Source organism: Pseudomonas sp. NFACC45, assembly GCF_900113505.1.
Taxonomy (GTDB): Bacteria; Pseudomonadota; Gammaproteobacteria; order Pseudomonadales; family Pseudomonadaceae; genus Aquipseudomonas; species Aquipseudomonas tehranensis.
Genome location: NZ_FOPO01000019.1, coordinates 1 through 24,129, shown reverse-complemented (window position 1 = coordinate 24,129; position 24,129 = coordinate 1). Strand labels below are relative to the sequence as shown.

The window sequence follows — 24,129 nt, the reverse complement described above, 5'->3', positions numbered from 1 at the left end:
AGCGTCTTTTTGTGGCGAGGGGATTTATCCCCGTTGGGCTGCGCAGCAGCCCCCAAACCAGGCAACTCGGTGTACCAGGAAGATTGAGTTAACTGCTTTAGGGCCGCTGCGCAGCCCAGCGGGGATAAATCCCCTCGCCACAGGATCGGGTTCCCTGCGCAGTGTCGCAAACGCGGCGGCCACTCCCTCGCCACAAGACAGTGTTCGGCTCGGGTTCAATCGGAACCAGGGATAAAGCTCACCCTGACTTTCAGACCGCCCTCCTGCCCATCATGCAACGTGATTTGCGCCAGGTGCGCACGGCAGATTTCACCGACGATCGCCAACCCCAAACCAGAACCGGCCACTTGCTGATTGCGTCGATAGAAGCGCTCGAACACGCGGTCTCGCTCATGCAGCGGAATGCCCGGTCCGTCGTCCTCGACCTCGAGCACCGCAGGCGCTGTGACCCGCAGGATCACATTGCCCCCCGACGGGGTATGGGCCAGGGCATTGTCCACCAGATTGCTCAACAACTCGTTCAACAAGGTTGGCTCACCTCGCAGCCACACCGGTTCGTCGGCTTCCAAAGCCAACGCCACGCCACGGGCATGGGCCAACGGCGCCATGGCCATGCCCAGCTCCCGTGCCAGTTGGCTGAGATCCAGTAGCTGCGCGCCGCCCTCGGCGATGGCCCGGGCACCATTTTCGACACGAGCCAGGGACAGCAACTGATTCGCCAGATGGGTCAGCCGATCCGTGCCCTGGGCCGCGGTTTCCAGGGTTTCACGCCAGACTGCCGGCTCGCTGGCGCGTAGCCCCAGTTCAAGCCGAGCCTTCAACGCAGCCAAAGGTGTGCGCAGTTCATGGGCGGCGTCGGCGATGAATTGCGCCTGACGCTCGAATTGCCCGCGAAGACGCTCGGTGAAATGGTTGAGGGCCCGCACCAGTGGCCAGAGTTCATGCTGGACTTCCACCAGGGGCAATGGCCGCAAATCGTCCGGCTGACGCTCCTCCACTGCCGTGCGCAAGCGCTCCAGCGGGCGCAAGGCGGCACTGACGGCGAACCACACCATCAACAGCGCGCCCACTGCCAGCATGCCCAGACGCAACAGCGTGTCGGCCATCAGGCCACGGGCCATGCTGATCCGCGCCTCTTCGGTTTCCGCCACGCGAATCTCCGCCATGCCGTTCATGTTCGGTTCACTCACCGCCTTGAGCAGGCTCACCACCCGCACGTCCTGCCCCTGATAGCTGGCGTTATAGAAACGCGCCAGGGCCGGGTAATCGTCGGTACGCGGTGTACCGGGCGGTGGGCCTGGAAGGTTTTCGTAGCCGGAAATCAGCTTCTGGTGGATGTCATTGACCTGGTAGTAAATACGCCCGGCGCTGTCGTAGGCAAAGGTATCCAGGGCCACATAAGGCACATCCGCGCTGAGGCTGCCGTCGCGTTGCGACAGGCCGGCGGCGATGGTCCGGGCCGAGGCCAGCAGCGTGCGGTCGTAGGCCGTGTCCGCGGCTTCGCGACCGTTCCAATAGGCACTCAGGCCGCTGGCGAGCATCAGTACCACCAACAGCAGTGCCAGGTTCCAGAGCAGTCGCCAACGCAAACTGTCGGGCTTATGCATCGCGGGTTTCCAGCAGGTAGCCCAGGCCGCGGAATGTCACGATCGCCACGGCATGGCCGTCGAGTTTCTTGCGCAGGCGGTGGACGTAAATTTCAATGGCATCGGGGCTGGCCTCTTCGTCCAGGCCGAACACCTGGGCCGCAAGCTGCTCTTTACTCATCACCCGCCCTGGCCGGGCAATCAACGCCTCCAGCACGGCCTGCTCGCGGGAAGTCAGAGTCAGCAGTTCGTCGTCAAGGGTAAAGCGGCGGGTGTCCAGGTCATAAATCAACCCGCCACAGCGCTGCTGGCGTTCGCCCCCCAATACGCTACGGCGCAACAGTGCCTTGACCCGAGCTTCCAGCTCCGTGAGCTCGAACGGCTTGGCCAGGTAATCGTCAGCGCCCAGGTTCAGGCCATGGACCCGGTCCTTGACGTCGCTGCGGGCAGTCAGCATCAACACCGGCAAGGTCTTGCCCCGGGCCCGCAGCCGGGCCAGCACCTCGAAGCCGTCCATGCGCGGCAGCCCCACATCGAGAATCGCGACCGCGTACTCTTCGCTGCTCAACGCCAGGTCGGCCGCCACCCCGTCGTGCAGCACATCCACGGTCAAACCAGTGCTCTTGAGCGCCTGGGCTACACTTTCGGCCAGCTGGAGATGGTCTTCGACGAGCAGGACACGCATTGGGTTTCACCTCGATTCAGGGATGGTCGGCACCACTCTGTGGCGCGGAGTTTACAGCCGCATCCGCCTCTGTGAAGCCAAAAACATCGTGAAAGCTTTTGAAAGGTTAGCGAAAGGTTGGCCGGTTAGAGTCCTCCAACGGCCAGTTTCGACTGCCGCTCGCGAGGCACCTTGCGAACGAAAAACGCCCCGAAGCGTTTTCGCCAAATAAGAACAATAGCGCGGAGTATTCACCATGCTGTCCATACAGCCCCAGGCCCCGACGCCTGCTCGCCCTTCCCGCTTCAACCAGAAGTCTTTCCGTTGCGCCGCCGCTTTCGCCGGTCTTGCACCGTCGTGCCTGTGCATCTGCGCCACGTGACCTATCGTTCCAACCCTACGACCTGCGATGCGGATGACCTGCATCTGGCGGTCGGCTGTAGCGTCAAGTTCTGGTAATGGTCCGCTGTCGATTCCTCAAGGGTCCGGCATCGCCAAATGTGCAACACACAACAACAACTCCTGTGGAGACAAAAATGAACCTATCACTGCGTAAAGTTGCCCTGGCCGCCGGTTGCCTGATGTTCGCCGGGCAGTTGCTCGCCGAACCCAAGCGTCCGGAATGCATCGCCCCGGCCGCGCCTGGCGGCGGTTTTGACCTGACGTGCAAACTGGTCCAAAGCGCCCTGGTGAACGAAAAACTGCTGACCAAACCGATGCGCGTGACCTACATGCCCGGCGGCGTCGGTGCGGTGGCCTACAACGCAGTGGTTGCCCAACGCCCGGCCGACGCCGGCACGCTGGTGGCCTGGTCCAGTGGCTCGTTACTGAACCTGGCCCAAGGCAAGTTCGGGCGTTTCGACGAAAACGCCGTTCGCTGGTTGGCGGCCGTTGGCACCAGTTATGGCGCCATCGCGGTGAAAAGCGATTCGCCCTACAAGAACCTTGATGATCTGGTACAGGCCCTGAAGAAAGATCCGGGCTCCGTGGTCATCGGTTCCGGCGGCACCGTCGGCAGCCAGGACTGGATGCAAACCGCGCTGATCGCCAAGGCCGCCGGTATCGACCCGCGCAAACTGCGTTACGTGGCGCTCGAAGGCGGTGGCGAGATCGCAACGGCCCTGCTTGGCGGCCATATTCAGGTAGGCAGTACGGACATCTCCGACTCCATGCCACACATCCAGAGCGGCGACATGCGCCTGCTGGCGGTGTTCGCCGAGAAGCGCCTGGACGAGCCGGAAATGAAAGACATCCCGACCGCCCGCGAACAAGGCTACGAGATCGTCTGGCCGGTGGTTCGTGGCTTCTACCTCGGGCCGAAGGTCAGTGATGAAGACTACGCCTGGTGGAAAAACGCCTTCGACAAGCTGCTGGCTTCCGAAGACTTCGCCAAGCTGCGTGACCAGCGCGAACTGTTTCCGTTCGCCATGACCGGCCCGGAACTGGACGCCTACGTGAAGAAGCAAGTGGCCGACTACAAGATGCTGGCCAAAGAGTTTGGCCTGGTCCAGTAATCGCCTCTGTTCTCGCGGCGGCGTCGGTAATCCCACGGCGCCGCCCAGGAGTTAGTCATGCTCATCCAACGTATTTTCGCTTCAGTGTTGCTGCTGGCCTGCGTCGGCCTCGCGCTGATGGCCTGGCCTTACCAGGCAGCCTTTTCCTACGAACCGGTCGGGCCGCGCGCCTTCCCCTTGCTGATGATCGGGCTGTTGAGCCTGGCCCTGCTTTATATGGTGTTTCGTCCGACGCCTATCGTGCACAGCGACGAAGATCCGCAACTGGATCGCGAAACCCTGCAAAAAATCGGCATCTGCGTGGTGCTGCTGCTGATATTCGCCGGCACCTTTGAACCCTTGGGGTTCATCCTCGCCAGCATTGTGGTCGGGGTTCCGATGGCGCGCCTGTATGGCGGTCGTTGGGTGCCGAGCGTGGTGATCATCAGCCTGATGGCCATCGGTCTCTATCTGTTGTTCGACAAGCTGATGGACGTGCCGCTGCCCCTGGGCCTGCTCGACGTCCTGGAGAATTGATATGGATACCCTGAATTATCTCGGCCAGGGTTTTGGCGTTGCACTGACCCCCTACAACCTCGTGACCGCCCTGAGCGGCACTCTGATCGGCACCGTGGTCGGCCTGCTGCCGGGCCTGGGTCCTATCAATGGCGTGGCACTGCTGATCCCGATTGCATTCGCCCTCGGGCTGCCGCCGGAATCGGCGCTGATCCTGCTGGCGGCCGTATACCTGGGTTGCGAATACGGCGGGCGAATCAGCTCGATCCTGCTCAATATCCCGGGTGAAGCCTCCACCGTCATGACCACCCTGGACGGTTACCCGATGGCCCGCAAAGGCATGGCCGGCGTCGCCCTTTCGCTGTCGGCGTGGAGTTCGTTCCTCGGTGCATTCATTGCCACTTGTGGGATGGTGCTGTTCGCCCCGCTGCTGGCCAAATGGGCGATTGCCTTCGGACCGGCGGAATACTTCGTCCTGATGGTGTTCGCCATTGTCTGTCTCGGCGGCATGGCCGGAGACCGCCCGCTCAAGACCTTCATTGCGGCGCTGATCGGGCTGTTCCTGTCCTGCGTCGGGATTGACGCCAACAGCGGCGTATACCGTTTCACCGGGGACAATATCCATTTGACCGACGGCATCCAGTTCGTCGTGCTGGTGCTGGGCCTGTTCTCCATCAGTGAAATTCTGTTGCTGCTGGAAAAGACCCATCGCGGCCAGGAAGCGGTGAAAGCCACCGGGCGGATGATGTTCAACGTCAAGGAAGCGGCGTCGGTGTTCTGGGTGAACATGCGATGCGGCGTGCTGGGCTTCATCATGGGCGTGCTGCCAGGCGCCGGTGCGACCCTGGCCAGTGCCGTGGCGTACATGACAGAAAAACGCATCGCAGGGTCGACTGGCACTTTCGGCCAGGGCGACAAGCGTGGTCTGGCCGCTCCAGAAACGGCCATCGGCGGTGCAGCCTGCGGTGCGCTGGTGCCGATGCTGACCTTGGGTGTGCCTGGCTCCGGCACCACGGCGGTGATGATCGGCGCACTGTCGCTGTACAACATCACTCCAGGTCCGCTGTTGTTCCAGCAACAACCCGACATCGTCTGGGGCCTGATCGCCTCGTTGTTCGTCGCCAACATCATGCTGGTGATCCTCAACATCCCGATGATCCGCGTCTTCACCCGTATCCTGGCCGTGCCGAACTGGGCATTGGTCCCGGTCATCGCGATCATCACCGGGATCGGCGTCTACGCGGTGCACGCCACCACGTTCGATCTGTTCCTGATGATCGGTATCGGCATCTTCGGTTACATCCTGCGCAAGCTGGACTTCCCGTTGTCGCCGGTCCTGTTGGGCTTCATCCTCGGTGGTCTGATGGAGCAGAACCTGCGTCGTGCGCTGTCGATTTCCAACGGTGCGCTGGAAATCCTCTGGTCGAGCCCGATCACCCTGGGTTGCTGGGTATTGACCGTCATCATGCTGCTGATGCCATTGCTGCGGATCTGGCGCCGCCGCTCGGCTCAACGTCGCGCCCTGGCCAATGTCTGAGGCAACACTCAGACAATGGTGGGGAACACCGCTGGTCGGTCTGGCCGGCGGTTATCTGGCCAGCCTGATCGGCTGGCCTTTGCCCTGGATGGTCGGCTCGTTGCTGGCGATCATCCTGGTGCGCTGCCTCACCCCGTGGCAACTGATGGAAATCCCTGGCGGCCGTAAATGCGGCCAGTGGGTGGTCGGCATCGGTATCGGCCTGCACTTCACCCCGGTGGTGATGGAGCAGGTGCTGAGCCATTTTGGCCTGATCTTCTTCGGCGCGCTGATCACCAGCGTGTCCAGCGTGGTGAGTGTGTGGCTGATGCGCCGCACCGGCGAAGACCGCGCCACCGCTTTTTTCTCCAGCATGCCGGGCGGTTCCGGCGAGATGGTCAACCTCGGTGCCCGCAATGGCGCCGACCTGAGCCGCGTCGCTGCCGGCCAGAGCCTGCGGGTTCTGGTGGTGGTGCTCTGCGTGCCAGCCGCTTTCAAATACTTGCTCGGCGAAGGCGCCCCGGTGCAGCACGCTGCCTCGGTGGACTGGCTATGGCTGGCGCTGCTGTTCCCGGCGGGCGCCCTGCTCGCCTGGGGCTGGGAGCGTTTGCGCCAACCCAACCCGTGGCTGTTCGGACCGTTGCTGGTAAGTGCGGCGGTGAGCATCGGTTGGGACCTGCACATCGGCCTGCCCGACGGTGGCAGCCAGATCGGTCAGTGGTTGATCGGCAGCGGATTGGGTTGTCATTTCAACCGGCAGTTCTTCCGCCGCGCGCCGTCGTTCATGGGCCGTACGCTGATCGGCACGGTGTTGACGATGTTGATCGCCACCCTTGCGGCTCTGGGCCTGAGCACGCTGACCCACCTGGACTTGCGTTCACTGACCTTGGGCATGATGCCCGGCGGTATTGCGGAAATGAGCCTGACGGCGGAGACGCTGCAATTGTCGGTGCCGCTGGTGACAGCGTTGCAGGTCATGCGGCTGCTGTTTGTGCTGTTTCTGGCGGAGCCGTTGTTCAGGTATTGGATGCGCAAGCCGGGTTCGGACTTATAGACCGCGTTGCCCCCATCGCGAGCAGGCTCGCTCCCACACTGATTTGTGTACACCGCAATACCCTGCTCGCGAAGGCGCCGGCACATTCACCCTTGATGCAAGCTGATCCGCCGCTTTCGCGAGCAAGCCCGCTCCCACAAGGAATAGTGGCGAGCCCCATTTTTGCGCCCCTCCACAACCCCTCTGTGGGAGCGAGCCTGCTCGCGATGAGGCCAGCCCGGTCAACGCATTAAACCGCCGGCAACCGCCAGTCGATCGGCGTCTCGCCCTGTTGCTCAAGAAACTTGTTGGCCCGACTGAAATGCCCGCAACCCAGGAAGCCGCGGTAAGCCGACAGCGGCGACGGGTGGACGGAGGTCAGCACCAGGTGTTTGGTGGCGTCGATCAGCTTCTGCTTGCCCTGGGCATGGGCGCCCCACAGCAAAAAGACCAAATGCGGCTGGTGCTCACTGACCACTTCAATGACCCGATCAGTAAAGTGCTGCCATCCCTTGCCCGCGTGGGAATTGGCATTGGCACGCTCCACGGTCATGGTGGTGTTGAGCAGCAACACGCCCTGGTCGGCCCAGCTTTGCAGGTAGCCGTGATTCGGGATGTCGATATTCAGGTCGCGTTTCAATTCCTTGTAGATGTTCACCAGCGAAGGCGGTGCCGGTACGCCCGGCTGCACCGAAAAGCACAGGCCATGGGCCTGGCCCGGGCCGTGATACGGGTCCTGGCCGAGGATCACCACCTTCACCTTGTCCAGCGGCGTGGAATTAAGGGCATTGAAAATCAGCGGTGCCGGTGGGTAAATCTCCTTGCCGGCCGCGTACTCGCGACGCAGAAATTCACGCAACTCTGCCATGTAGGGCTGGTCGAACTCGGCACGCAGGGCTTGCTTCCAGCTCGGTTCGAGTTTGATACGGTCGTCAGCAGTCATGGTTGCACCCAGTAAAAACAATGGGCGCACCCTAGGAAAGCCTACATGGCTTGTCAATTGATCTGATGCAGAACCGGCACTTTCCTACGCAGCGGTCATACTGATCATTCAAATTTCTGATCGAGGTCACGATGAATTTGCACTTCGAAGAACTCACCGGCATCAACGGCGCCCGTATCGGCATCGCCACCCTGGATGCTGAAAAATCCCTGAATGCCCTCTCCTTGCCGATGATCAACGCTCTGCGCGATCGGCTTGATGCCTGGGCCAGGGAACCGCAAATCGTCTGTGTCTTGTTGCGCGGCAACGGCGCCAAAGCGTTTTGCGCCGGCGGCGAAGTGCGCAGCCTGGTGGAAGCCTGCCGCGCTCAACCTGGTGAAGTACCGCCCTTGGCTGCGCAATTTTTTGCCGCGGAGTACCGACTGGACTTCAACCTGCACACTTTTCCAAAACCCTTGGTGTGCTGGGGCCATGGCTACGTGCTTGGCGGCGGCATGGGGTTGTTGCAAGGTGCGAATATTCGGATCGTCACCCCGAGCACGCGCCTGGCGATGCCGGAAATCAGCATCGGCCTGTACCCGGACGTCGGCGCCAGTTGGTTCCTGTCGCGGCTGCCCGGCAAGCTTGGCCTATTCCTGGGCCTGACGGGCGCCCATATGAATGCCCGTGACGCCATTGACCTGGGTCTGGCCGACCGTTTCTTGCTGGATGAACAGCAGGACGATCTGATCGAGGGCTTGTTGCAGCTCAACTGGCAGGAACAAACACCCATGCAGCTCAACAGCCTGCTCAAGGCCTTGCAGCAGGAAGCCGTCGCGCAGTTGCCCGAAGCGCAGTGGCTGCCGCGCCGGCAGAGAATCGACGAATGGCTGGATGTCAGCGATGTACGATGCGCTTGGAAAGCCCTCAGCCTGCTGGTGGACCATTCAGACCCATTGATCGCGCGAGCGGCCAGGACCATGACCGAAGGTTGCCCACTGACCGCTCATCTGGTCTGGGAACAGATCGCCCGAGCCCGGCATTTGTCATTGGCAGGTGTGTTGCGCATGGAGTACACCTTGAGCCTCAACTGCTGCCGACACCCTGAATTCAGCGAGGGCGTGCGGGCGCGGCTGATCGACAAAGACCACAAGCCCCACTGGCACTGGCCAGACATCAACCATGTACCCGAAGCGGCGGTCGAGGCGCACTTTCACAAAGCCTGGGAAGGTCGGCATCCGTTGGCGGATTTGTCGAATGAGTAAAGAACCTGTGTGACATCTTTGAGAGTGACATCTGTGGGATGTGACATCTGTGGGAGCAAAGCTTGCTCGCGATAGCGGTATGCCAGTCACCGGGAAGCTGACTGATCCCCTGTCATCGCGAGCAAGCTTTGCTCCCACTAGCGTTATCCCATCAGGTTTATGGCAGGCACAAAAAAAGCGGCGCTCAATGCGCCGCTTTTTGCTGCCGATGAATCAGCGGTGGTTACGCCGTCCATCATGATCACCGCGTCCCCGATGATCCCGCCCGCCTCGGCCACGACGGTCGTCATTCCAACCGCCCCGTTTATGGCCGTCCCAGCCGCCCCGGTGTGGATGAGACCGGTATGCCGTACGCGGTGGCGAGTAATGGCGTGGTGCGGGTTGGTAATAACGCGGTGCCGAATAGTAGCGTGGCGCCGGTTGGTAATACCGCGGTGCCGAATAGTAGCGCGGTGCCGATTGGTAATACCGCGGTGCGTAATAGCCACGCGGTGCCGAATAGTAGCTCCCGCCACCGTAATAAACCGGCGCCGGTGAGGTGTAGACCTCGGAACGGTAGTAGCTTGAGCCTCCGTCGTAAGGAACACATGCCGAAAGTGTCAAACCCAGAAACGCAATGAGCAGAAGTCGTCGATACATGGCGGCCTCCTGGACCGCTAATGAGCCACATCAGCGACGCTGGCGGGCGGCAGTCATCTATTGGGTGACTGACGATTAATCTGACAGCGAAATCCGAATCTGGTGCGCCCTGGCAATAAGTTGAAACATGTAGCCCTGTGCCTCATCCCGGTGCGGGCAAGCACCACAACTATGCACAAACCCGCTTGCGACGCCGCGCTCTGCTCGGCCGCCCCTCTCTGGGCCGGGCCTTTACGGCACTTGGCACGGCTCTCGCTTTAACAAACTCCGTGCAGGAGTCATCACAGGTTCGCGGCACCACAATTTGCAATGGCTGACTAGGGTTCCGGCTCGCTTCTGGCGAGTGGCTGGTCCGAGAGTTGGCGACCTCCAGTTGAGGTTACACGGCGGGACAAAAGCCCGGGAGACAAGCCACCGTTCGCGGTGCCGCGTTGCTCCTGTCCGCCCTTGATCAACTGGAGAACCACCATGCTCAAGCTTCGTCTTTGCGCCCTGCTCCTCGCCACGTTCTCGGCCCTCGTGAGCCCCTCGTCCCCTGCCGCACCCAAAGACCATTTCAGCGTCTGCTGGACCATTTACGCCGGTTGGATGCCCTGGGAATACGCCGGCAGCCAAGGCATCGTCGATAAATGGGCGAAAAAATACGGCATCACCATCGATGTGGTGCAGCTCAACGACTATGTCGAATCCATCAATCAATACACCGCCGGTCAGTTCGACGGCTGCACCATGACCAACATGGACGCCCTGACCATTCCCGCCGCCGGTGGCGTGGACAGCACCGCGCTGATCGTGAGCGACTTTTCCAATGGCAACGACGGCATCGTGCTCAAGGGGGACGGCAAGAAAGTCGCTGACCTCAAGGGCATGGACGTCAACCTGGTGGAACTGTCGGTCTCCCATTACCTGCTGGCCCGGGCCCTGGACTCGGTCGGCCTCACCGAAAAAGACCTGAAAGTCGTCAACACCTCCGACGCCGATATCTCCGCAGCCTTCAATACCGACGAGGTCAAGGCCGTCACCACCTGGAACCCGATGCTCTCGGACATCAAGGCCCAGCCCGACGTGAGCGAGGTGTTCAATTCCAGCCAGATCCCCGGCGAGATCATGGACATGATGGTGGTCAACACCCAGACCCTGCAGGACAACCCGGCCCTGGGCAAAGCATTGACCGGCGCCTGGTTTGAAGTGGTGGCGCTGATGAACGCAAAAAACGCCGCCAGCAAGACCGCACTGGAACACATGGCCAAAGCCTCGGGCACTGACCTGGCCGGCTTCCAGTCGCAACTGGACACCACCAAGCTGTTCGCCACCGCCAAGGAGGCCCTGGGCTTCGCCACCAGTGAGCAACTGCCCGCCACCATGCGCAAAGTCGCCGAGTTCTCGTTCCAGCATGGTTTGCTCGGCGAAGGCGCCAAAGACACCGACGCGGTCGGCATGTCGTTTGCCAATGGCGTGACCAGCGGCGACAAGGCCAATCTCAAGCTGCGCTTTGACCCGACCTACGTGCAACTGGCCGCCGACGCCAAGTTGTAAACCGGAGGAGCTGGCATGCGCCTGATCAACCGCTACCCGGATCGCCCCAGTCGCCTGTTGTTGGTGATCCTGCCTTTCGCGCTGGTGCTGTTCGCCTACTTCATGGGCTCGGCCGAACGGTTGACGGACAATCCCAACGACAAGCTGCTGCCCAGTGCGGTGCAAATGGCCGATGCGGTCAAACGCCTGGCCTTCACCGCTGACGTGCGCAGTGGCGACTACCTGCTCTGGCAAGACACCGCGTCGAGCCTGCGAAGACTGGCAATCGGCCTGGGCATCAGTGCCTTGGCCGGCCTGTGCCTGGGCATCGCCGCCGGCACGCTGCCGCTGTTCGGTGCGCCGCTATCGCCTTTACTCACCGTGCTGTCGATGGTGCCGCCGCTGGCCATCCTGCCAATCCTGTTCATCGTCTTCGGCCTGGGGGAGTTGTCGAAAGTGATGCTGATCGTCATTGGCATCACCCCGTGCCTGGCCCGGGATCTGGAACAGCGCGCCCGGGAAATCCCGGTCGAATTGCTGATCAAGGCCCAAACCCTCGGCGCCTCGACCTGGACCCTGATGCTACGGGTGGTGCTGCCACAATTGCTGCCGCGCCTGTTGATTTCCCTGCGGCTGATGCTCGGTTCGGCCTGGCTGTTCCTGATCGCCGCTGAAGCGATTGCGTCCACCGATGGGCTGGGGTATCGGATTTTCCTGGTGCGCCGATACCTGGCGATGGATGTGATCTTGCCGTACGTGGTCTGGATCACCCTGCTCGCCTGGCTGATGGACTGGGGCCTCAAGTGTCTGACCCGCCGAGCATTCCCCTGGTATGAGGGGGCGAAGGCATGAGCTTCATCAAGGTCAACAACGTTTGGCAGCAATACGCCGATCAGGTGGTGCTGGAACGCTTGAACCTGAGCGTCGCCGAAGGTGAGTTCTGCACGCTGGTGGGGGCGTCGGGTTGTGGCAAGTCGACCTTTCTACGGCTGCTATTGGGCCAGGAGCGCGCCAGTCGCGGGCAGATTCTGCTGGACGGTGAGCCCCTGGCCGGCGAGCCGGATGCCAGCCGTGGCGTGGTGTTCCAGCGTTACTCAGTGTTCCCGCACCTGACCGTGCTGAACAACGTGGCCCTGGGCCTGGAACTGCCGCGCTCGCCGCTGCTGGGGCGCCTGTTTGGCAGCGCCAAACGCCAGGCCCGGCAAGAGGCCGCGCACCTGCTGAACAAGGTCGGCCTCGGCCATGCGCTGGACAAATACCCGGCGCAGTTGTCCGGTGGCATGCAACAGCGGCTGGCCATCGCCCAGGCGCTGATCATGAAACCCCGTGTCCTGCTGCTGGACGAACCCTTCGGCGCCCTCGACCCCGGCATTCGCAAAGACATGCACGCCCTGTTGCTGGAACTGTGGCGCGAAACCCGGTTGACGGTGTTCATGGTTACCCATGACCTGTCCGAAGGTTTCAGCCTCGGCACACGCCTGCTGGTGTTCGACAAGGTTCGCCTCGACCCCCATGCCCCCGGCGCCTATGGCGCGCGCATCACCTACGACATTCCACTGAACAGCGACCGCCGCACCGCCCGTGCCGCCGTCGACGCCCTGCCCGCCGAACTGGCCGGCGCATTGCGTATCGCTTGAAAGGAGTTTACCCATGACCGATTCGACCCAACTATTTGCTCCCTTCGCCGAAGAACTGCTGCCCGGTGGCGGCCACCGTTCCTTCGTGCTCAAGCGTGGGCAACTGCTGCGCCTGACCGATCTGCGCGGCGGGGCCAACGTGAGCCTGACGCTGCTCAATGCCAATGAGAAAACCGAGCGCCTGAACCTGCCCGACAGCCTCAAATGCCAACACACCGCCAAACTCACCAGCGGCCATTGCCTGTACTCGGACATGGGCCGGGTGCTGGCGGCAATCACCGCCGACACCTGCGGCTGGAGCGATAGCCTGGGCGGAGTGCTCTGCGCCGAGGAAGTCGCACAAAAATACGGCCAGGGCCGCTATCAGGAACTGCGCAACGGCTTCTTTCGCAACGGCACCGACAACCTGCTGGTGGAGCTGGGCAAATGGGGGTTGGGCCTGTCCGACCTGCTGATGACCCTCAACCTGTTCAGCCGGGTCGATGTCGATGAGGCCGGCAACTTTCACTTCGTTGAAGGCCATTCCAAGGCCGGCGATTACATCGAGCTCTACGCACCGATGGACACCCTGGTGGTGCTGACTGCGCTGCAACACCCGATGGACCCGAACCCGCAATACGCCCCGCAACCGCTCAAGCTCAGTTGGATGAACGCCGAGCCCAGCGTTGCCGAGCACTGTCGCAACTCGCGCCCGGAAAACCAGCGCGGCTTCATCAACACCGACCGCCTGTTCGCCTGAGGATCGCTGCCATGTCACTTGCCATCGCCACCCCACAAAAGCAGCCCGACGCCGCCATCTACCGCGCCATCATTCCCGCCGGGGAACCCTGGCTGGTTGAGGTCAAGGCTGGGCAAACCCTGCGCATCCTCGACCTGGAAGGCAACCAGGCGGTCGATACGCTGTTCTACAGCCTGGCCAACCCCAAGGAACGCTACGACGTGCAGCGCACCCTGCGCCGGCAGAACAGCGTGTACCTGAGCACCGGCAGCGTGCTCTATTCCAACCTCGGCCAGCCGATGCTGACCATCGTTGAAGACACCTGCGGGCGCCACGACACCCTCGGTGGTGCCTGCGCCCAGGAAAGCAACACCGTGCGCTACGCCCTGGAAAAACGCTACATGCACAGTTGCCGCGACAACTACCTGCGGGCTTGTGCTCACGACGGTCGTCTGGGCAAGGGCGACATCGGGCCGAACATCAACTTCTTCATGAACGTGCCGGTCACCGCCGACGGCGGCCTGACGTTCGAGGACGGCATTTCGGCGCCCGGCAAATACGTCGATCTGCGGGCCGAGATGGACGTGATCGTCCTGATCTCCAACTGCCCGCAACTGAACAACCCGTGCAACGCCTACAACCCCACGCCAGCGGAGCTTTTGATATGGAACTGAAATTAGCCCGCCTGCGGCGTTGGCTGTTTACGTTGTGCCAGAGCCGGTCGGGGCAGTGCATTAAATAAACAGATTGTATGAACACCCTCAAACCCTTGTGGGAGCGAGCCTGCTCGCGATAGCGGTCTGCCAGTCACATTGATTTTGGATGTGCGGACGTTATCGCGAGCAGGCTCGCTCCCACAGAGGAAATGAGGTGTTTGGAGGTTTCGCCATCGGGGACGACCCCGGCGGCCATCGAAAACTGCGGGACGGCCCGCATCCCAGTTCAGGCAGACATGCATGCCTGAGGGGGTTACGCCATGTTCAAAAAAATCCTCATCGCCAACCGTGGCGCCATCGCCTGCCGGATCCTGCGGACCCTGCGCGAACTGAAGGTCCAAGGCGTCGCGGTGTATTCCCAAGCCGATGCCGCCAGCCTGCATATCCTGCAGGCCGACGAAGCCCACTGCCTGGGCGAAGGCGCGGCGGCCGCTACGTATCTGGCGGTGGACAAGCTTTTGGCAATCGCCAAAAGCAGCGGCGCGACGGCGATCCATCCCGGCTATGGGTTTCTCTCGGAAAACGCCGCTTTCGCGAAGGCCTGCGAGGCCGCCGGCATCGCTTTCATCGGCCCGACGCCAGAGCAACTGCGCGTGTTCGGCCTCAAGCACACCGCCCGCGACCTGGCTCGCCGCCACGGCGTGCCACTGCTCGAAGGCAGCGAACTGCTCGACAGCCTCGACGCCGCGCTGGTGGCCGCCACCGAGGTCGGCTATCCGGTGATGCTCAAAAGCACAGCCGGGGGCGGTGGCATCGGCATGCGTGTCTGTCGCCATGCCGCCGAGTTGAGCGAGTCATTCGAAGCGGTCAAGCGCTTGGGCCAGAACAACTTCAGCGATGCCGGCGTGTTCATCGAGAAGTACATCGAACGCGCCCGACATCTTGAGGTTCAGGTATTCGGCGACGGCCAGGGCCAGGTGATCGCGCTGGGTGTGCGCGACTGCTCGGTGCAGCGGCGCAACCAGAAAGTCATCGAAGAAACCCCCGCGCCCAACCTGCCCGAAGGGATGGCCGCCGAGCTCTGCGCAGCGGCGATCCAACTGGCCCAGGCGGTCAGCTACCGCAGCGCCGGCACCGTGGAGTTCGTGTTCGACAGTGACGCCGGACGCTTTTACTTTCTGGAAGTGAACACCCGCCTGCAAGTGGAGCACGGCGTCACCGAACAAGTGTGGAACGTGGACCTGGTGCGCTGGATGGTGCAATTGGCCGCCGGCGAACTGCCTCCATTGAACGAGCTGAGCCAGGGCTTGCACGCCCAGGGCCATGCGATTCAAGCGCGGGTGTATGCCGAGGATCCAGGCCGGGATTTCCAGCCGAGCCCGGGGCTGCTGACGGCTGTGCAATTTCCGCCAGCCGACGGCAAACAACTGCGCATCGACACTTGGGTCGAGGCCGGTTGCCAGATTCCGCCCTACTTCGACCCGATGATTGCCAAAGTCATTCGTTGGGCGCCGACCCGCGAAGAAGCGCGCCTGGGTTTGCATCAAGCACTGAATGAAAGCCTGCTGTACGGCGTGGAAACCAACCGCGACTACCTGCAACAGATTCTCCTGGATGCACCCTTTGCCAGCGGCCAGCCCTGGACGCGCAGCCTGGAGGCGCTGGTCTATCGCGCCAACACCTTTGAAGTGCTCAGCCCCGGGACCCAGACCAGCATCCAGGACTATCCCGGCCGACTCGGTTATTGGGCGGTGGGTGTTCCGCCATCGGGGCCGATGGACAGCCGCTCGCTGCGCCAGGGCAATCGCCTGCTGGGCAATGAAGAAGGCGCCGCAGCGCTGGAAATCACCATGAGCGGGCCACTGCTGCGTTTCAATTGCAGTGCGCGGGTGGCCGTGACCGGCGCGGTGATTGCGCTGACCCTTGATGGTGAAGCCGTGCCGATGAACACCGCCCTGTCGATTCCTGCCGGCTCCACGCTGGCGATCGGCAGCATTTCCGGCGCCGGGGCGCGCAGTTACTTGTGCCTGCAAGGTGGCGTGCAAGTGCCGGATTACCTGGGCAGCAAAAGCACCTTCACCCTCGGCCAGTTCGGCGGCCATGGCGGCCGGGCCTTGTGTACCGGTGACGTGCTGCACCTGGCGCCGCTGGATCAGCGCGCGAGCGTGGCGCACACGAGCGCCCCCACTCTGGAGCTGGCCGACGTGCGGCAGATCCGCGTGATTTACGGCCCGCATGGCGCGCCGGAATACTTCACCGAGCGCTACATCCAGACCTTCTTCGACACGTCCTGGGAAGTGCATTTCAACTCCAGCCGCACCGGTGTGCGCCTGATCGGGCCGAAACCCGAATGGGTGCGCGCCGACGGTGGCGAGGCCGGCCTGCACCCTTCCAATATCCATGACAACCCCTATGCCATCGGCGCCGTGGACTTCACCGGCGACATGCCCGTCATCCTCGGCCCCGATGGCCCGAGCCTGGGTGGCTTCGTCTGCCCGGTGACGGTGATCGAGGCCGATCTTTGGCAACTGGGGCAACTCAAGGCCGGGGACAAGGTGCGGTTTGTGCCGGTGGACCTGAAGACCGCCCGATCACTGACTTTGGAATGGAATCAATGTGGGAGCGAGCCTGCTCGCGATGAAGTGGATGCGGTGTCTGATCTGGCCCCATCGCGAGCAGGCTCGCTCCCACAGGGGGTTGGGTCGCCGGTGGTGTTGGATATCGGTCAGGACGATACCCGGCTGGTCGCTCGCCTGGCGGGCGATACGCATTTGCTCCTGGAAATCGGCGCCCCCGAACTGGACCTGGTGCTGCGCTTTCGCGCCCACGCTTTGATGCAGGCGTTGGAACACAAAAAGATGCGCGGCGTGATCGATCTGACGCCGGGCATTCGCTCGCTGCAAGTGCACTACCAACCCGAACAACTGCCGCTGGGCGAGCTACTGCAGATCCTCAGCGGAGAGTGGGACGCGGTGTGCGCCGCGCAGGATCTGCAGGTGCCGTCACGCATCGTGCACCTACCGCTGTCCTGGGATGATCCGGCCTGCCAGTTGGCCATCGAAAAATACATGACCACGGTGCGCAAGGACGCGCCCTGGTGCCCGAGCAACCTGGAGTTCATCCGGCGCATCAACGACCTGCCCAACCTCGACGAGGTGCAGCGCACGGTGTTCGACGCCAGCTACCTGGTAATGGGCCTCGGCGACGTCTACCTCGGCGCGCCCGTCGCCACGCCACTGGACCCTCGGCATCGGCTGGTGACCACCAAATACAATCCGGCCCGCACCTGGACTGCGGAAAACTCGGTGGGCATCGGCGGCGCGTACATGTGTGTGTACGGCATGGAAGGCCCAGGTGGATATCAGTTCGTCGGGCGCACGTTGCAGATGTGGAATCGTTATCGCGAGGTCGCCGCATTCGACGGCAAACCCTGGCTGCTGCGGTTTTTCGACCAGATCCGCTTCTACCCGGTCAGCGCCGATGAACTGCTGCGCATCCGCCGAGACTTCCCCCTGGGCCGCTTCGACCTGGACATCGAGCACAGCCAACTCAACCTTGCCGATTATCAGCGCTTTCTGGCCCAGGAGGCCGACAGCATCGCCGCGTTTCGAGCGCAGCAACAAGGCGCCTTCAACGCCGAGCGCGAGCGCTGGATCGCCAGTGGCCAGGCACACTTTGACAGCGAAGAACCGGCACCCGCGCCCAGCGAAGATTCGCTGCTGAGCGAGGATCAGCTCAGCGTCGACAGCCACATCGCCGGCAATCTCTGGCAAGTCCAGGTGGAGGTTGGTGCACGCGTTGCGGTCGGCGATGTGCTGGTGATTCTGGAGTCGATGAAAATGGAAATCCCGGTGCTCGCCCCCATCTGCGGAGTGGTGCGCCAGATTCGTGTACAGCCCGGCTCGGCGGTGCGCGCCGGACAACGTGTGGTGGTGCTGGAACGTGACTGAACTCAAGCAAAGGATGAATACCATGAACCTGTCTTTACGCCTGGACGATCTGCGTGACGCCTACCGCAGCGGCGAACTTACACCCCGGAATCTACTGTTGAGCCTGCGGGAAAAAGCCGCGGCGCTGAACCCTGATTTTCACCTGTTCATCCACCTGCTCACGCCCGAGGAACTGGAACCTTACCTCGTCGCACTGGAGGGCCAGGATCTGGAAAACCTGCCGTTGTATGGCGTGCCGTTCGCGATCAAGGACAATATCGACCTGGCTGGCATTCCCACCACGGCCGCCTGCCCGGCGTTCAGCTACGTGCCGCAACATTCAGCCACCGTTGTCGAGCAGCTACTGGCCTTGGGCGCGATTCCCCTGGGCAAGACCAATCTCGACCAGTTTGCCACTGGGCTGAATGGCACCCGCTCGCCTTACGGTGCCTGTCGCAATAGCGTGCTGCCCGACTATCCGGCCGGCGGGTCAAGCGCCGGTTCATCACTGGCGGTGGCCCTGGGTGTGGCGAGTTTTGCCCTGGGCACCGACACCGCCGGTTCAGGTCGGGTGCCGGCGGCGCTGAACAATCTGCTGGGATTGAAAGCCACCAAGGGTTTGATCTCCACGGCGGGTGTGGTGCCGGCCTGTCGCACACTGGATTGCGTCACGACCTTCACCGCAACGGCACGGGAAGCCAGCCAGTTACTGGCGCTGACCGCCCGCCTCGACCCACGCGACGAGTACAGCCGCCGCAATCCGCTGTGGAACGACGGCTCCGCGTTCGGCGCGCCGCGACGCTTTCGCTTCGGCGTGCCTCGTGGGCAAGACCTGGCTTTTTTTGGCTGCCACGAAGGTCCACGGCTGTTTCAAGAGGCCATCGAGCGACTCAAGGGACTTGGCGGCGAAGCGGTGGAGCTGGACCTGTCGCCGTTTCTGGAGGCCGCCCGGCTACTGTATGAAGGGCCGTGGGTGGCCGAGCGCTACAGCGTTGCCGGGGAACTGATGGAACGCGAGCCCGACGCCGTACTGCCAGTTATCCGCGCCGTATTGGCGAAAGCGCCTACCGTGGATGGCGTACAAACCTTCCGTGCCCAGTACCGTTTGCAAGCGCTCAAAGCCCAATGCGATCGCGTCATGGAAACGCTCGATTGCGTCCTCACCCCAACCATCGGCCGTCCGGTGACCCTCGCCGAACTGGCCGCCGAACCGGTGCTGCGCAACTCGGAGCTGGGCTACTACACCAACTTCATGAACCTGCTGGACTACGCTGCCGTCGCTGTCCCCAGCGCGTTCATGGCCAACGGCTTGCCCTGGGGCGTGACGCTGTTCGGTCGGGCCTTCACCGATCAATACCTGTTAAGCGTGGCCGATGCCTTGCAGCGCCAACAAGACCCGGCCGTGCCAGCGCCGGCCAACCCGGCTCGCCATGACCGGGCGCGGCTGGTGGTGTGCGGGGCGCATCTGGACGGCTTGGCGCTGAACTGGCAGCTCCAGCAACGCGGCGCCCGTTTGATCGAGGCCACCCAAAGTTCACCCGACTACCGCCTCTACGCCTTGGCCGGCGGCCCGCCCCTGCGCCCCGGCATGCTGCGGGTCAGTGAGGGCGGCGTGGCGGTTGAGGTGGAGGTGTGGGAGCTGCCGAGCAGCGAACTCGGCTCGTTCCTGACCGGTATCCCTGCACCGCTTGGGCTGGGCAAGGTACAACTGGCCGACGGTCGCTGGGAAAGCGGATTCATTTGCGAGCCGTATGGTTTGGCGGGTGCGCAGGACATCAGTCATTTGGGGGGGTGGCGGGCTTACCTTAATACCCGCCAATAAACATAACCCTGTGGCGAGGGGATTTATCCCCGCTGGGCCGCGAAGCGGCCCCAATGCACTTTTGTCTGATATACCGCGTTGACAGGTTTTAGGGCCGCTTCGCGGCCCAGCGGGGATAAATCCCCTCGCCACAATGTTACAAACCTGCAAATCCGAGCACCTTTTCCCACAAGGCCACTAAACTGACTTCATTGGGTCTGCGCCAAGGGAATCGCCATGTCGCTCCGTTCGCCGTTGTATTCCCAGCGCAAGCCGCTCCTGGCCGTGGTGGCGCTGCTTGTTACAGGTTTCCTGGCCATTGCACTGCTGGGCTACTACGCAGCCCATGCCTCGGTACGCGACACCCTCCTCAAGACGCTGTACTTGAACCTGCTGATCGGCGCACTCGTGACGCTGACTGTCCTGGTCATCCTCTATCGCCTGATCGACCGCTACCAACAGCGTATCGACGCCCAAGCCACCCTCGATAGCCTGACCGAACTGCCGAACCGGCGCGGCTTCGATCTGCTGGCCGTGCAAGCCCTGCATGAAGCCCAACGTGAACCCAAGCCCCTGGCAGCGCTGCTGCTGGAGCTGGACGAGTTCAAGCGGCTGGGCGCCACCCATGGTCACATCGCCAGCGACCAGTTGTTGACCGGGTTCGCTCGCGACTTGACCGACAGCCTGCGGCATTCGGACATTGTGTGTCGCTGGAGTGGCGAGGCTTTTATTGTGCTGCTCAAGGACACCGACGGGCAGAACGGTCTGAAGATCGCCGAGAAAATTCGTCAACGAATCGAACAACAGCGTTATTTCTGCAGCGGCAAAGAGCTACGAGTCACCGTCAGCATCGGCCTCACCACCTTGCAGGACGAAGACACCTTGCACAGCCTGCTGTCGCGGACCGATCATGCACTGCAACGCGCCCGGCAAACCGGGAACAACCGAACCTGTGTACAGATGCCTCACTCCAGCTATGAATAAACCTGACCTGTGCCCGGTCTGTGGCGCCAGCAATGACTGCACCCTGGCCGACCCGCGAACCGCAGACCGCGCCTGCTGGTGTTACGGCGTGAGCATCGATCCGGCCGTGCTTGAAGCATTGCCGGCCGAGCTGCGCGATCAGTCCTGCCTGTGCCCGCGCTGTGCCCAGGTATTGGAGCAGTTACAAGCCAAGGAACAGTCGATTGGGTAAGATGCGCGTCCTTTCTCCTCCGCTGCCCACCCATGCGCGTTGATCGTTTTTTAAGCAACCTACCCCGCTTCAATCGCCAGCAGGTCCGCCTGCTACTGGTGGAACGCCGAGTACGGATCGACGGCCAGATCGTCAACGATCCCCATACGCAGGTGCGTGAATTCAGCCGTGTCGAAATCGACGATGAGGTGCTGCAAGGGGGCCGCCCGGCGCGCTACTTCATGCTGCACAAACCGCCCGGTTGCGTCAGCGCCACCCGCGATCCGCAACACCCTACCGTACTGGATCTGCTGAACGAGCCAGACAAGGACGACCTGCACATCGCCGGACGACTGGACTTCAACACCACCGGGCTGATGCTGATCACCAATGACGGCAGCTGGTCGCGGCGCCTGACCCAACCGCAAACCAAACTGCCCAAGGTCTATTACGTCGAAACCGAGCAAACCATCACCGCCGAGTACGCCATCACCTTCGCCCACGGCTTGTACTTCGCCTTCGAAGACCTGACGACCCAGCCAGCTGAGCTGACGTTGCTGGGGCCAAGATCGGCGCGACTGAGCATCGTTGAAGGCCGCTATCACCAGGTCAAACGCATGTTCGGCCACTTCGATAACAAGGTGCTGCGCCTGCACCGCGAACGCATGGGCCCGCTGCTGCTGGACGCCGAACTTGAGCCGGGCCAATACCGTGCCCTGAGCCCTGAAGAGATCCAGCTGATCTGATCGTATGACCGCTCGGCAGAAGTGTCGGGCAATTGTCAAACAACACTTGCGCGACAGCCGGTCCGCTGCTTGAATCAAACCGTCGGCCGAAATGTGACCGATGAGTCACCACATACTTCCAAGAAACTTTTTGCCGGCCGGAGCCCTCAGGCTCCTTCTTAACAGTCGACAAACTGCCCGCCTATAACAACACCCGTCGACCAGCTTGCGCGGATCGACATGGGCCTTCTCTTCCAGGCGTATGCCTACCTGTCACATTGCTCGTGCAATCTCATTGCGCGCATACCCGCTTGCCAGGAGTCTTATGACATGAGGCCAGAAATCGCTGTGCTGGATATACAGGGTCAGTATCGGGTTTACACGGAGTTCTATCGCGCAGACGCCGCGCAAAAGACCATTATCCTGGTCAACGGCTCGATGGCCACCACCGCGTCGTTTGCACAGACCGCCAAAAACCTCTACCCCCAATTCAACGTCGTGCTGTACGACCAGCCCTACGCGGGCAAGTCCAAACCCCACAATCGGCATGAGAAAATGCTGACTAAAGAGATCGAAGGCCAGATCCTCCTGGAACTGATCGATCACTTCGCCGCTGAGCATGTGCTGTCTTTTTCCTGGGGCGGCGCCGCCACCCTAACCGCCCTGGCCCAACGTCCACGGCGCATCGAAAAAGCGGTGATCAGCTCGTTCTCGCCGGTGCTCAATGCACCGATGCGCGACTACCTGGAACGCGGTGTCGATTACCTGGGAAGCCGGGACGGCGACCGCGTGGGCCACCTGGTCAACAGCACCATCGGCAAGCACCTGCCGCCGCTGTTCAAGCGTTTCAACTATCGCCATGTCAGCAGCTTGGCCGAGCATGAATACGGGCAGATGCACTTCCACATCAGCGATGTGCTCCACAGCGATCGGTTGTGCTACGTCAATGCGGCGAAAAAAATCAACGTGCCGGTGCTGTTCCTGAACGGCGAATGGGACGAATACACCGCCGCCGAAGATGCCAAGGTCTTCGCCAACCACGTGCAGCACAGCAGCTTCAGCACGCTGCAAGCCACCGGGCACTTCCTGGACATGGAACACAAAGCCGCCTGCCGCGACAGCCGTGACGCCTTGCTGGGTTTCCTCAAACCAACCCAGCACGAAAGCCGACCGCGCTACAGCTACGTGCAGGGTTACCATGCACCGGCTATCTGAAACCGAGTCTTCGCGAGCAAGCCCCGCCCTGCGCTTTCAGCAACGGGGTTTGCCCGCGAACGACCGCTCTGGTTTGAGGCTTGCGTAGACGGTTAACTTCACCGTCCGTAAAGAAAAACTTCAAATCCCTGGCCACATCTGGTACAAAGTCAGCCGCTCTGAGCGGGTGTCGTATAATGGCATTACTCCAGCTTCCCAAGCTGATAACGAGGGTTCGATTCCCTTCACCCGCTCCAATCGAATTCTGGTCTCCCGTCGTGTGATTTGACGGGGGATATGAAAAAACCGGCTCTTGGTGGCCGGTTTTTTTATGGCTGATGTTTGGGGAAGTGTGAGGGGATCTTCGAGCGTAGGTAGGTGGCTTCCCGTGTCCGGCCAAAATAAATACGTCGCCATTTTCACGCCCGATAGAGCATCAAACATGCTTAGCGACAAAAGCGACGATGACAAACACGGTCAGAGCGAACGCAGCACCAATGCTGAACGGCAACCACGTAACGCGGAATGTGGTCGGGGTGGGGCGCCTCATTTCTTCAGCTAAAGCCTCCACCTCACGATGTAATTGCTCAATGCTTGATGGATAACTTCGATGTGTGGACATGTCTTTTTCTCCTCCAAGGTCGCCGCCCCCCTGCTGAGCCAGTGAAACGAAGCCAGCAAAATCTGTCGGACGCCAGTCGCTCATTACCTATAGTCCGTCTGCGGAGCACTATTTCCGATCTGCGCAGTTGTGGATAGCGGATGGTTCCCGCTTGGCTGTAGGCAAAATCAATGCTGTGAGGGCGCAGGCGCCCTCACAACGTACCTGGCGACTACCCAGGTAACTGCTGATTATCCAGTACGCGATTCACCGCTAACTCACTCAACATGATCACCTGTTGCAGCACCATCATCGTGTTGCGCTGCGAGCCTTCCATTGCGCCGGCGATATCACTGGCCATATCGCTGGCCGACGCCAGCGATTCGCAGGCGTGGACAAGCAGCGTTTCGTCATCCACCGTTGGGTCGATGAGGAAGATGTTGCCGGACTTGCGGGGCGGTATCTGCGTTTTCGGCGCCCCAGGATTGAGGTAGTAGCTGAGTGCGCGGTCTGCCGCCTCTTTTAGCTTCTTAGGATCGAGAGAG

The 24,129-nt window shown here is 61.8% G+C and carries 22 protein-coding genes, 1 tRNA gene, 1 pseudogene and 1 riboswitch; of the genes and pseudogenes, 18 read left to right on the top strand and 6 right to left on the bottom strand.

Annotated elements, in window-relative coordinates; translation table 11 throughout:
* Positions 1–215: 215 nt before the first annotated feature.
* Both BM132_RS26935 and BM132_RS26930 read right to left on the bottom strand, forming a co-directional pair.
* Positions 216–1,607 (bottom strand): sensor histidine kinase, encoded by a 1,392-nt coding sequence (locus BM132_RS26935; protein ID WP_092397319.1) that lies wholly within the window; start codon positions 1,605–1,607, stop codon positions 216–218.
* Positions 1,600–2,271, bottom strand: coding sequence for a response regulator (locus BM132_RS26930; RefSeq protein WP_047227978.1), 672 nt, complete (start codon positions 2,269–2,271; stop codon positions 1,600–1,602). The genes BM132_RS26935 and BM132_RS26930 overlap by 8 nt, the downstream gene beginning before the upstream one ends.
* Positions 2,272–2,506: 235 nt before the next feature.
* On the opposite strand from BM132_RS26930, the gene BM132_RS28785 reads away from it, so the two are divergent.
* The 5 genes from BM132_RS28785 (at position 2,507) to BM132_RS26910 (ending at position 6,829) form a co-directional block, all read left to right on the top strand.
* Complete coding sequence (locus tag BM132_RS28785; RefSeq protein ID WP_256244328.1) at positions 2,507–2,632, top strand: hypothetical protein; 126 nt, start codon at positions 2,507–2,509, stop codon at positions 2,630–2,632.
* A gap of 154 nt (positions 2,633–2,786) precedes the next feature.
* Positions 2,787–3,764 carry a Bug family tripartite tricarboxylate transporter substrate binding protein gene (locus BM132_RS26925; RefSeq protein WP_092459904.1) on the top strand — a complete coding sequence of 326 codons (978 nt, stop codon included), beginning with the start codon at positions 2,787–2,789 and terminating at the stop codon, positions 3,762–3,764.
* A 57-nt stretch (positions 3,765–3,821) separates the two neighbouring features.
* Complete coding sequence (locus BM132_RS26920) at positions 3,822–4,280, top strand: tripartite tricarboxylate transporter TctB family protein (RefSeq protein ID WP_092459902.1); 459 nt, start codon at positions 3,822–3,824, stop codon at positions 4,278–4,280.
* Position 4,281: 1 nt separating this feature from the next.
* The gene (locus BM132_RS26915) at positions 4,282–5,796 is read left to right on the top strand and encodes a tripartite tricarboxylate transporter permease (RefSeq protein WP_092459900.1); all 1,515 of its coding nucleotides are present in this window, start codon (positions 4,282–4,284) and stop codon (positions 5,794–5,796) included.
* Positions 5,789–6,829 carry an AbrB family transcriptional regulator gene (locus BM132_RS26910; protein ID WP_092459898.1) on the top strand — a complete coding sequence of 347 codons (1,041 nt, stop codon included), beginning with the start codon at positions 5,789–5,791 and terminating at the stop codon, positions 6,827–6,829. Before BM132_RS26915 ends, BM132_RS26910 begins: the two co-directional genes overlap by 8 nt.
* A gap of 229 nt (positions 6,830–7,058) precedes the next feature.
* Here BM132_RS26910 and ung read toward each other — a convergent pair whose 3' ends face one another.
* Entirely contained in the window at positions 7,059–7,751 is a 693-nt protein-coding gene (gene ung / locus BM132_RS26905) for a uracil-DNA glycosylase (RefSeq protein WP_092397307.1), read from the bottom strand.
* Between the two features lie 131 nt (positions 7,752–7,882).
* Here ung and BM132_RS26900 point away from each other — a divergent pair, with 131 nt between their 5' ends.
* On the top strand, positions 7,883–8,995 hold the full coding sequence (locus tag BM132_RS26900) for an enoyl-CoA hydratase/isomerase family protein (protein ID WP_092397305.1): 1,113 nt from the start codon (positions 7,883–7,885) through the stop codon (positions 8,993–8,995).
* Positions 8,996–9,208: 213 nt separating this feature from the next.
* Here the strand turns inward: BM132_RS26900 and BM132_RS26895 are convergent, their stop codons facing one another.
* Positions 9,209–9,634, bottom strand: coding sequence for a hypothetical protein (locus BM132_RS26895; protein ID WP_092459896.1), 426 nt, complete (start codon positions 9,632–9,634; stop codon positions 9,209–9,211).
* A 306-nt stretch (positions 9,635–9,940) separates the two neighbouring features.
* A riboswitch (guanidine-I (ykkC/yxkD leader) is annotated at positions 9,941–10,042 on the top strand.
* Positions 10,043–10,102: 60 nt separating this feature from the next.
* On the opposite strand from BM132_RS26895, the gene BM132_RS26885 reads away from it, so the two are divergent.
* The 12 genes and pseudogenes from BM132_RS26885 to BM132_RS26830 all read left to right on the top strand — a co-directional run bounded on the left by BM132_RS26885 (position 10,103) and on the right by BM132_RS26830 (position 23,240).
* Positions 10,103–11,170 (top strand): putative urea ABC transporter substrate-binding protein, encoded by a 1,068-nt coding sequence (locus tag BM132_RS26885; protein WP_092397301.1) that lies wholly within the window; start codon positions 10,103–10,105, stop codon positions 11,168–11,170.
* Positions 11,171–11,185: 15 nt separating this feature from the next.
* Positions 11,186–12,001 (top strand): ABC transporter permease, encoded by an 816-nt coding sequence (locus tag BM132_RS26880; protein ID WP_092397299.1) that lies wholly within the window; start codon positions 11,186–11,188, stop codon positions 11,999–12,001.
* The gene (locus tag BM132_RS26875; RefSeq protein ID WP_092459893.1) at positions 11,998–12,786 is read left to right on the top strand and encodes an ABC transporter ATP-binding protein; all 789 of its coding nucleotides are present in this window, start codon (positions 11,998–12,000) and stop codon (positions 12,784–12,786) included. Before BM132_RS26880 ends, BM132_RS26875 begins: the two co-directional genes overlap by 4 nt.
* 13 nt (positions 12,787–12,799) lie before the next feature.
* Positions 12,800–13,525, top strand: a complete 726-nt coding sequence (locus tag BM132_RS26870) for an urea amidolyase associated protein UAAP1 (protein WP_092397295.1) — start codon at positions 12,800–12,802, stop codon at positions 13,523–13,525.
* 11 nt (positions 13,526–13,536) lie between these two features.
* The gene (locus BM132_RS26865; protein ID WP_092459891.1) at positions 13,537–14,178 is read left to right on the top strand and encodes an urea amidolyase associated protein UAAP2; all 642 of its coding nucleotides are present in this window, start codon (positions 13,537–13,539) and stop codon (positions 14,176–14,178) included.
* Between the two features lie 302 nt (positions 14,179–14,480).
* A complete protein-coding gene (gene uca / locus BM132_RS26860) occupies positions 14,481–18,110 on the top strand; it encodes an urea carboxylase (protein WP_092459889.1) in 3,630 nt (1,209 codons plus the stop codon).
* Positions 18,111–18,132: 22 nt separating this feature from the next.
* On the top strand, positions 18,133–19,911 hold the full coding sequence (gene atzF, locus BM132_RS26855) for an allophanate hydrolase (protein WP_092459887.1): 1,779 nt from the start codon (positions 18,133–18,135) through the stop codon (positions 19,909–19,911).
* Positions 19,912–20,262: 351 nt separating this feature from the next.
* Positions 20,263–20,874 (top strand): annotated as a pseudogene (locus BM132_RS26850) (GGDEF domain-containing protein); the annotation flags it as partial.
* Entirely contained in the window at positions 20,867–21,085 is a 219-nt protein-coding gene (locus tag BM132_RS26845) for a cysteine-rich CWC family protein (protein ID WP_092459883.1), read from the top strand. The pseudogene BM132_RS26850 and the gene BM132_RS26845, both read left to right, overlap by 8 nt.
* Before the next feature lie 32 nt (positions 21,086–21,117).
* On the top strand, positions 21,118–21,810 hold the full coding sequence (locus BM132_RS26840; RefSeq protein ID WP_092459881.1) for a pseudouridine synthase: 693 nt from the start codon (positions 21,118–21,120) through the stop codon (positions 21,808–21,810).
* A gap of 309 nt (positions 21,811–22,119) precedes the next feature.
* Positions 22,120–23,004 (top strand): alpha/beta fold hydrolase, encoded by an 885-nt coding sequence (locus BM132_RS26835; RefSeq protein WP_092459879.1) that lies wholly within the window; start codon positions 22,120–22,122, stop codon positions 23,002–23,004.
* Between the two features lie 162 nt (positions 23,005–23,166).
* A tRNA-Gly gene (locus tag BM132_RS26830) sits at positions 23,167–23,240 on the top strand.
* A 179-nt stretch (positions 23,241–23,419) separates the two neighbouring features.
* Here BM132_RS26830 and BM132_RS26825 read toward each other — a convergent pair.
* Both BM132_RS26825 and BM132_RS26820 read right to left on the bottom strand, forming a co-directional pair.
* Positions 23,420–23,689 (bottom strand): hypothetical protein, encoded by a 270-nt coding sequence (locus tag BM132_RS26825; RefSeq protein WP_256244327.1) that lies wholly within the window; start codon positions 23,687–23,689, stop codon positions 23,420–23,422.
* A 127-nt stretch (positions 23,690–23,816) separates the two neighbouring features.
* Positions 23,817–24,129 (bottom strand): DUF6124 family protein (locus tag BM132_RS26820; RefSeq protein WP_092459877.1); only part of this gene is annotated, 313 nt, incomplete at its 5' end.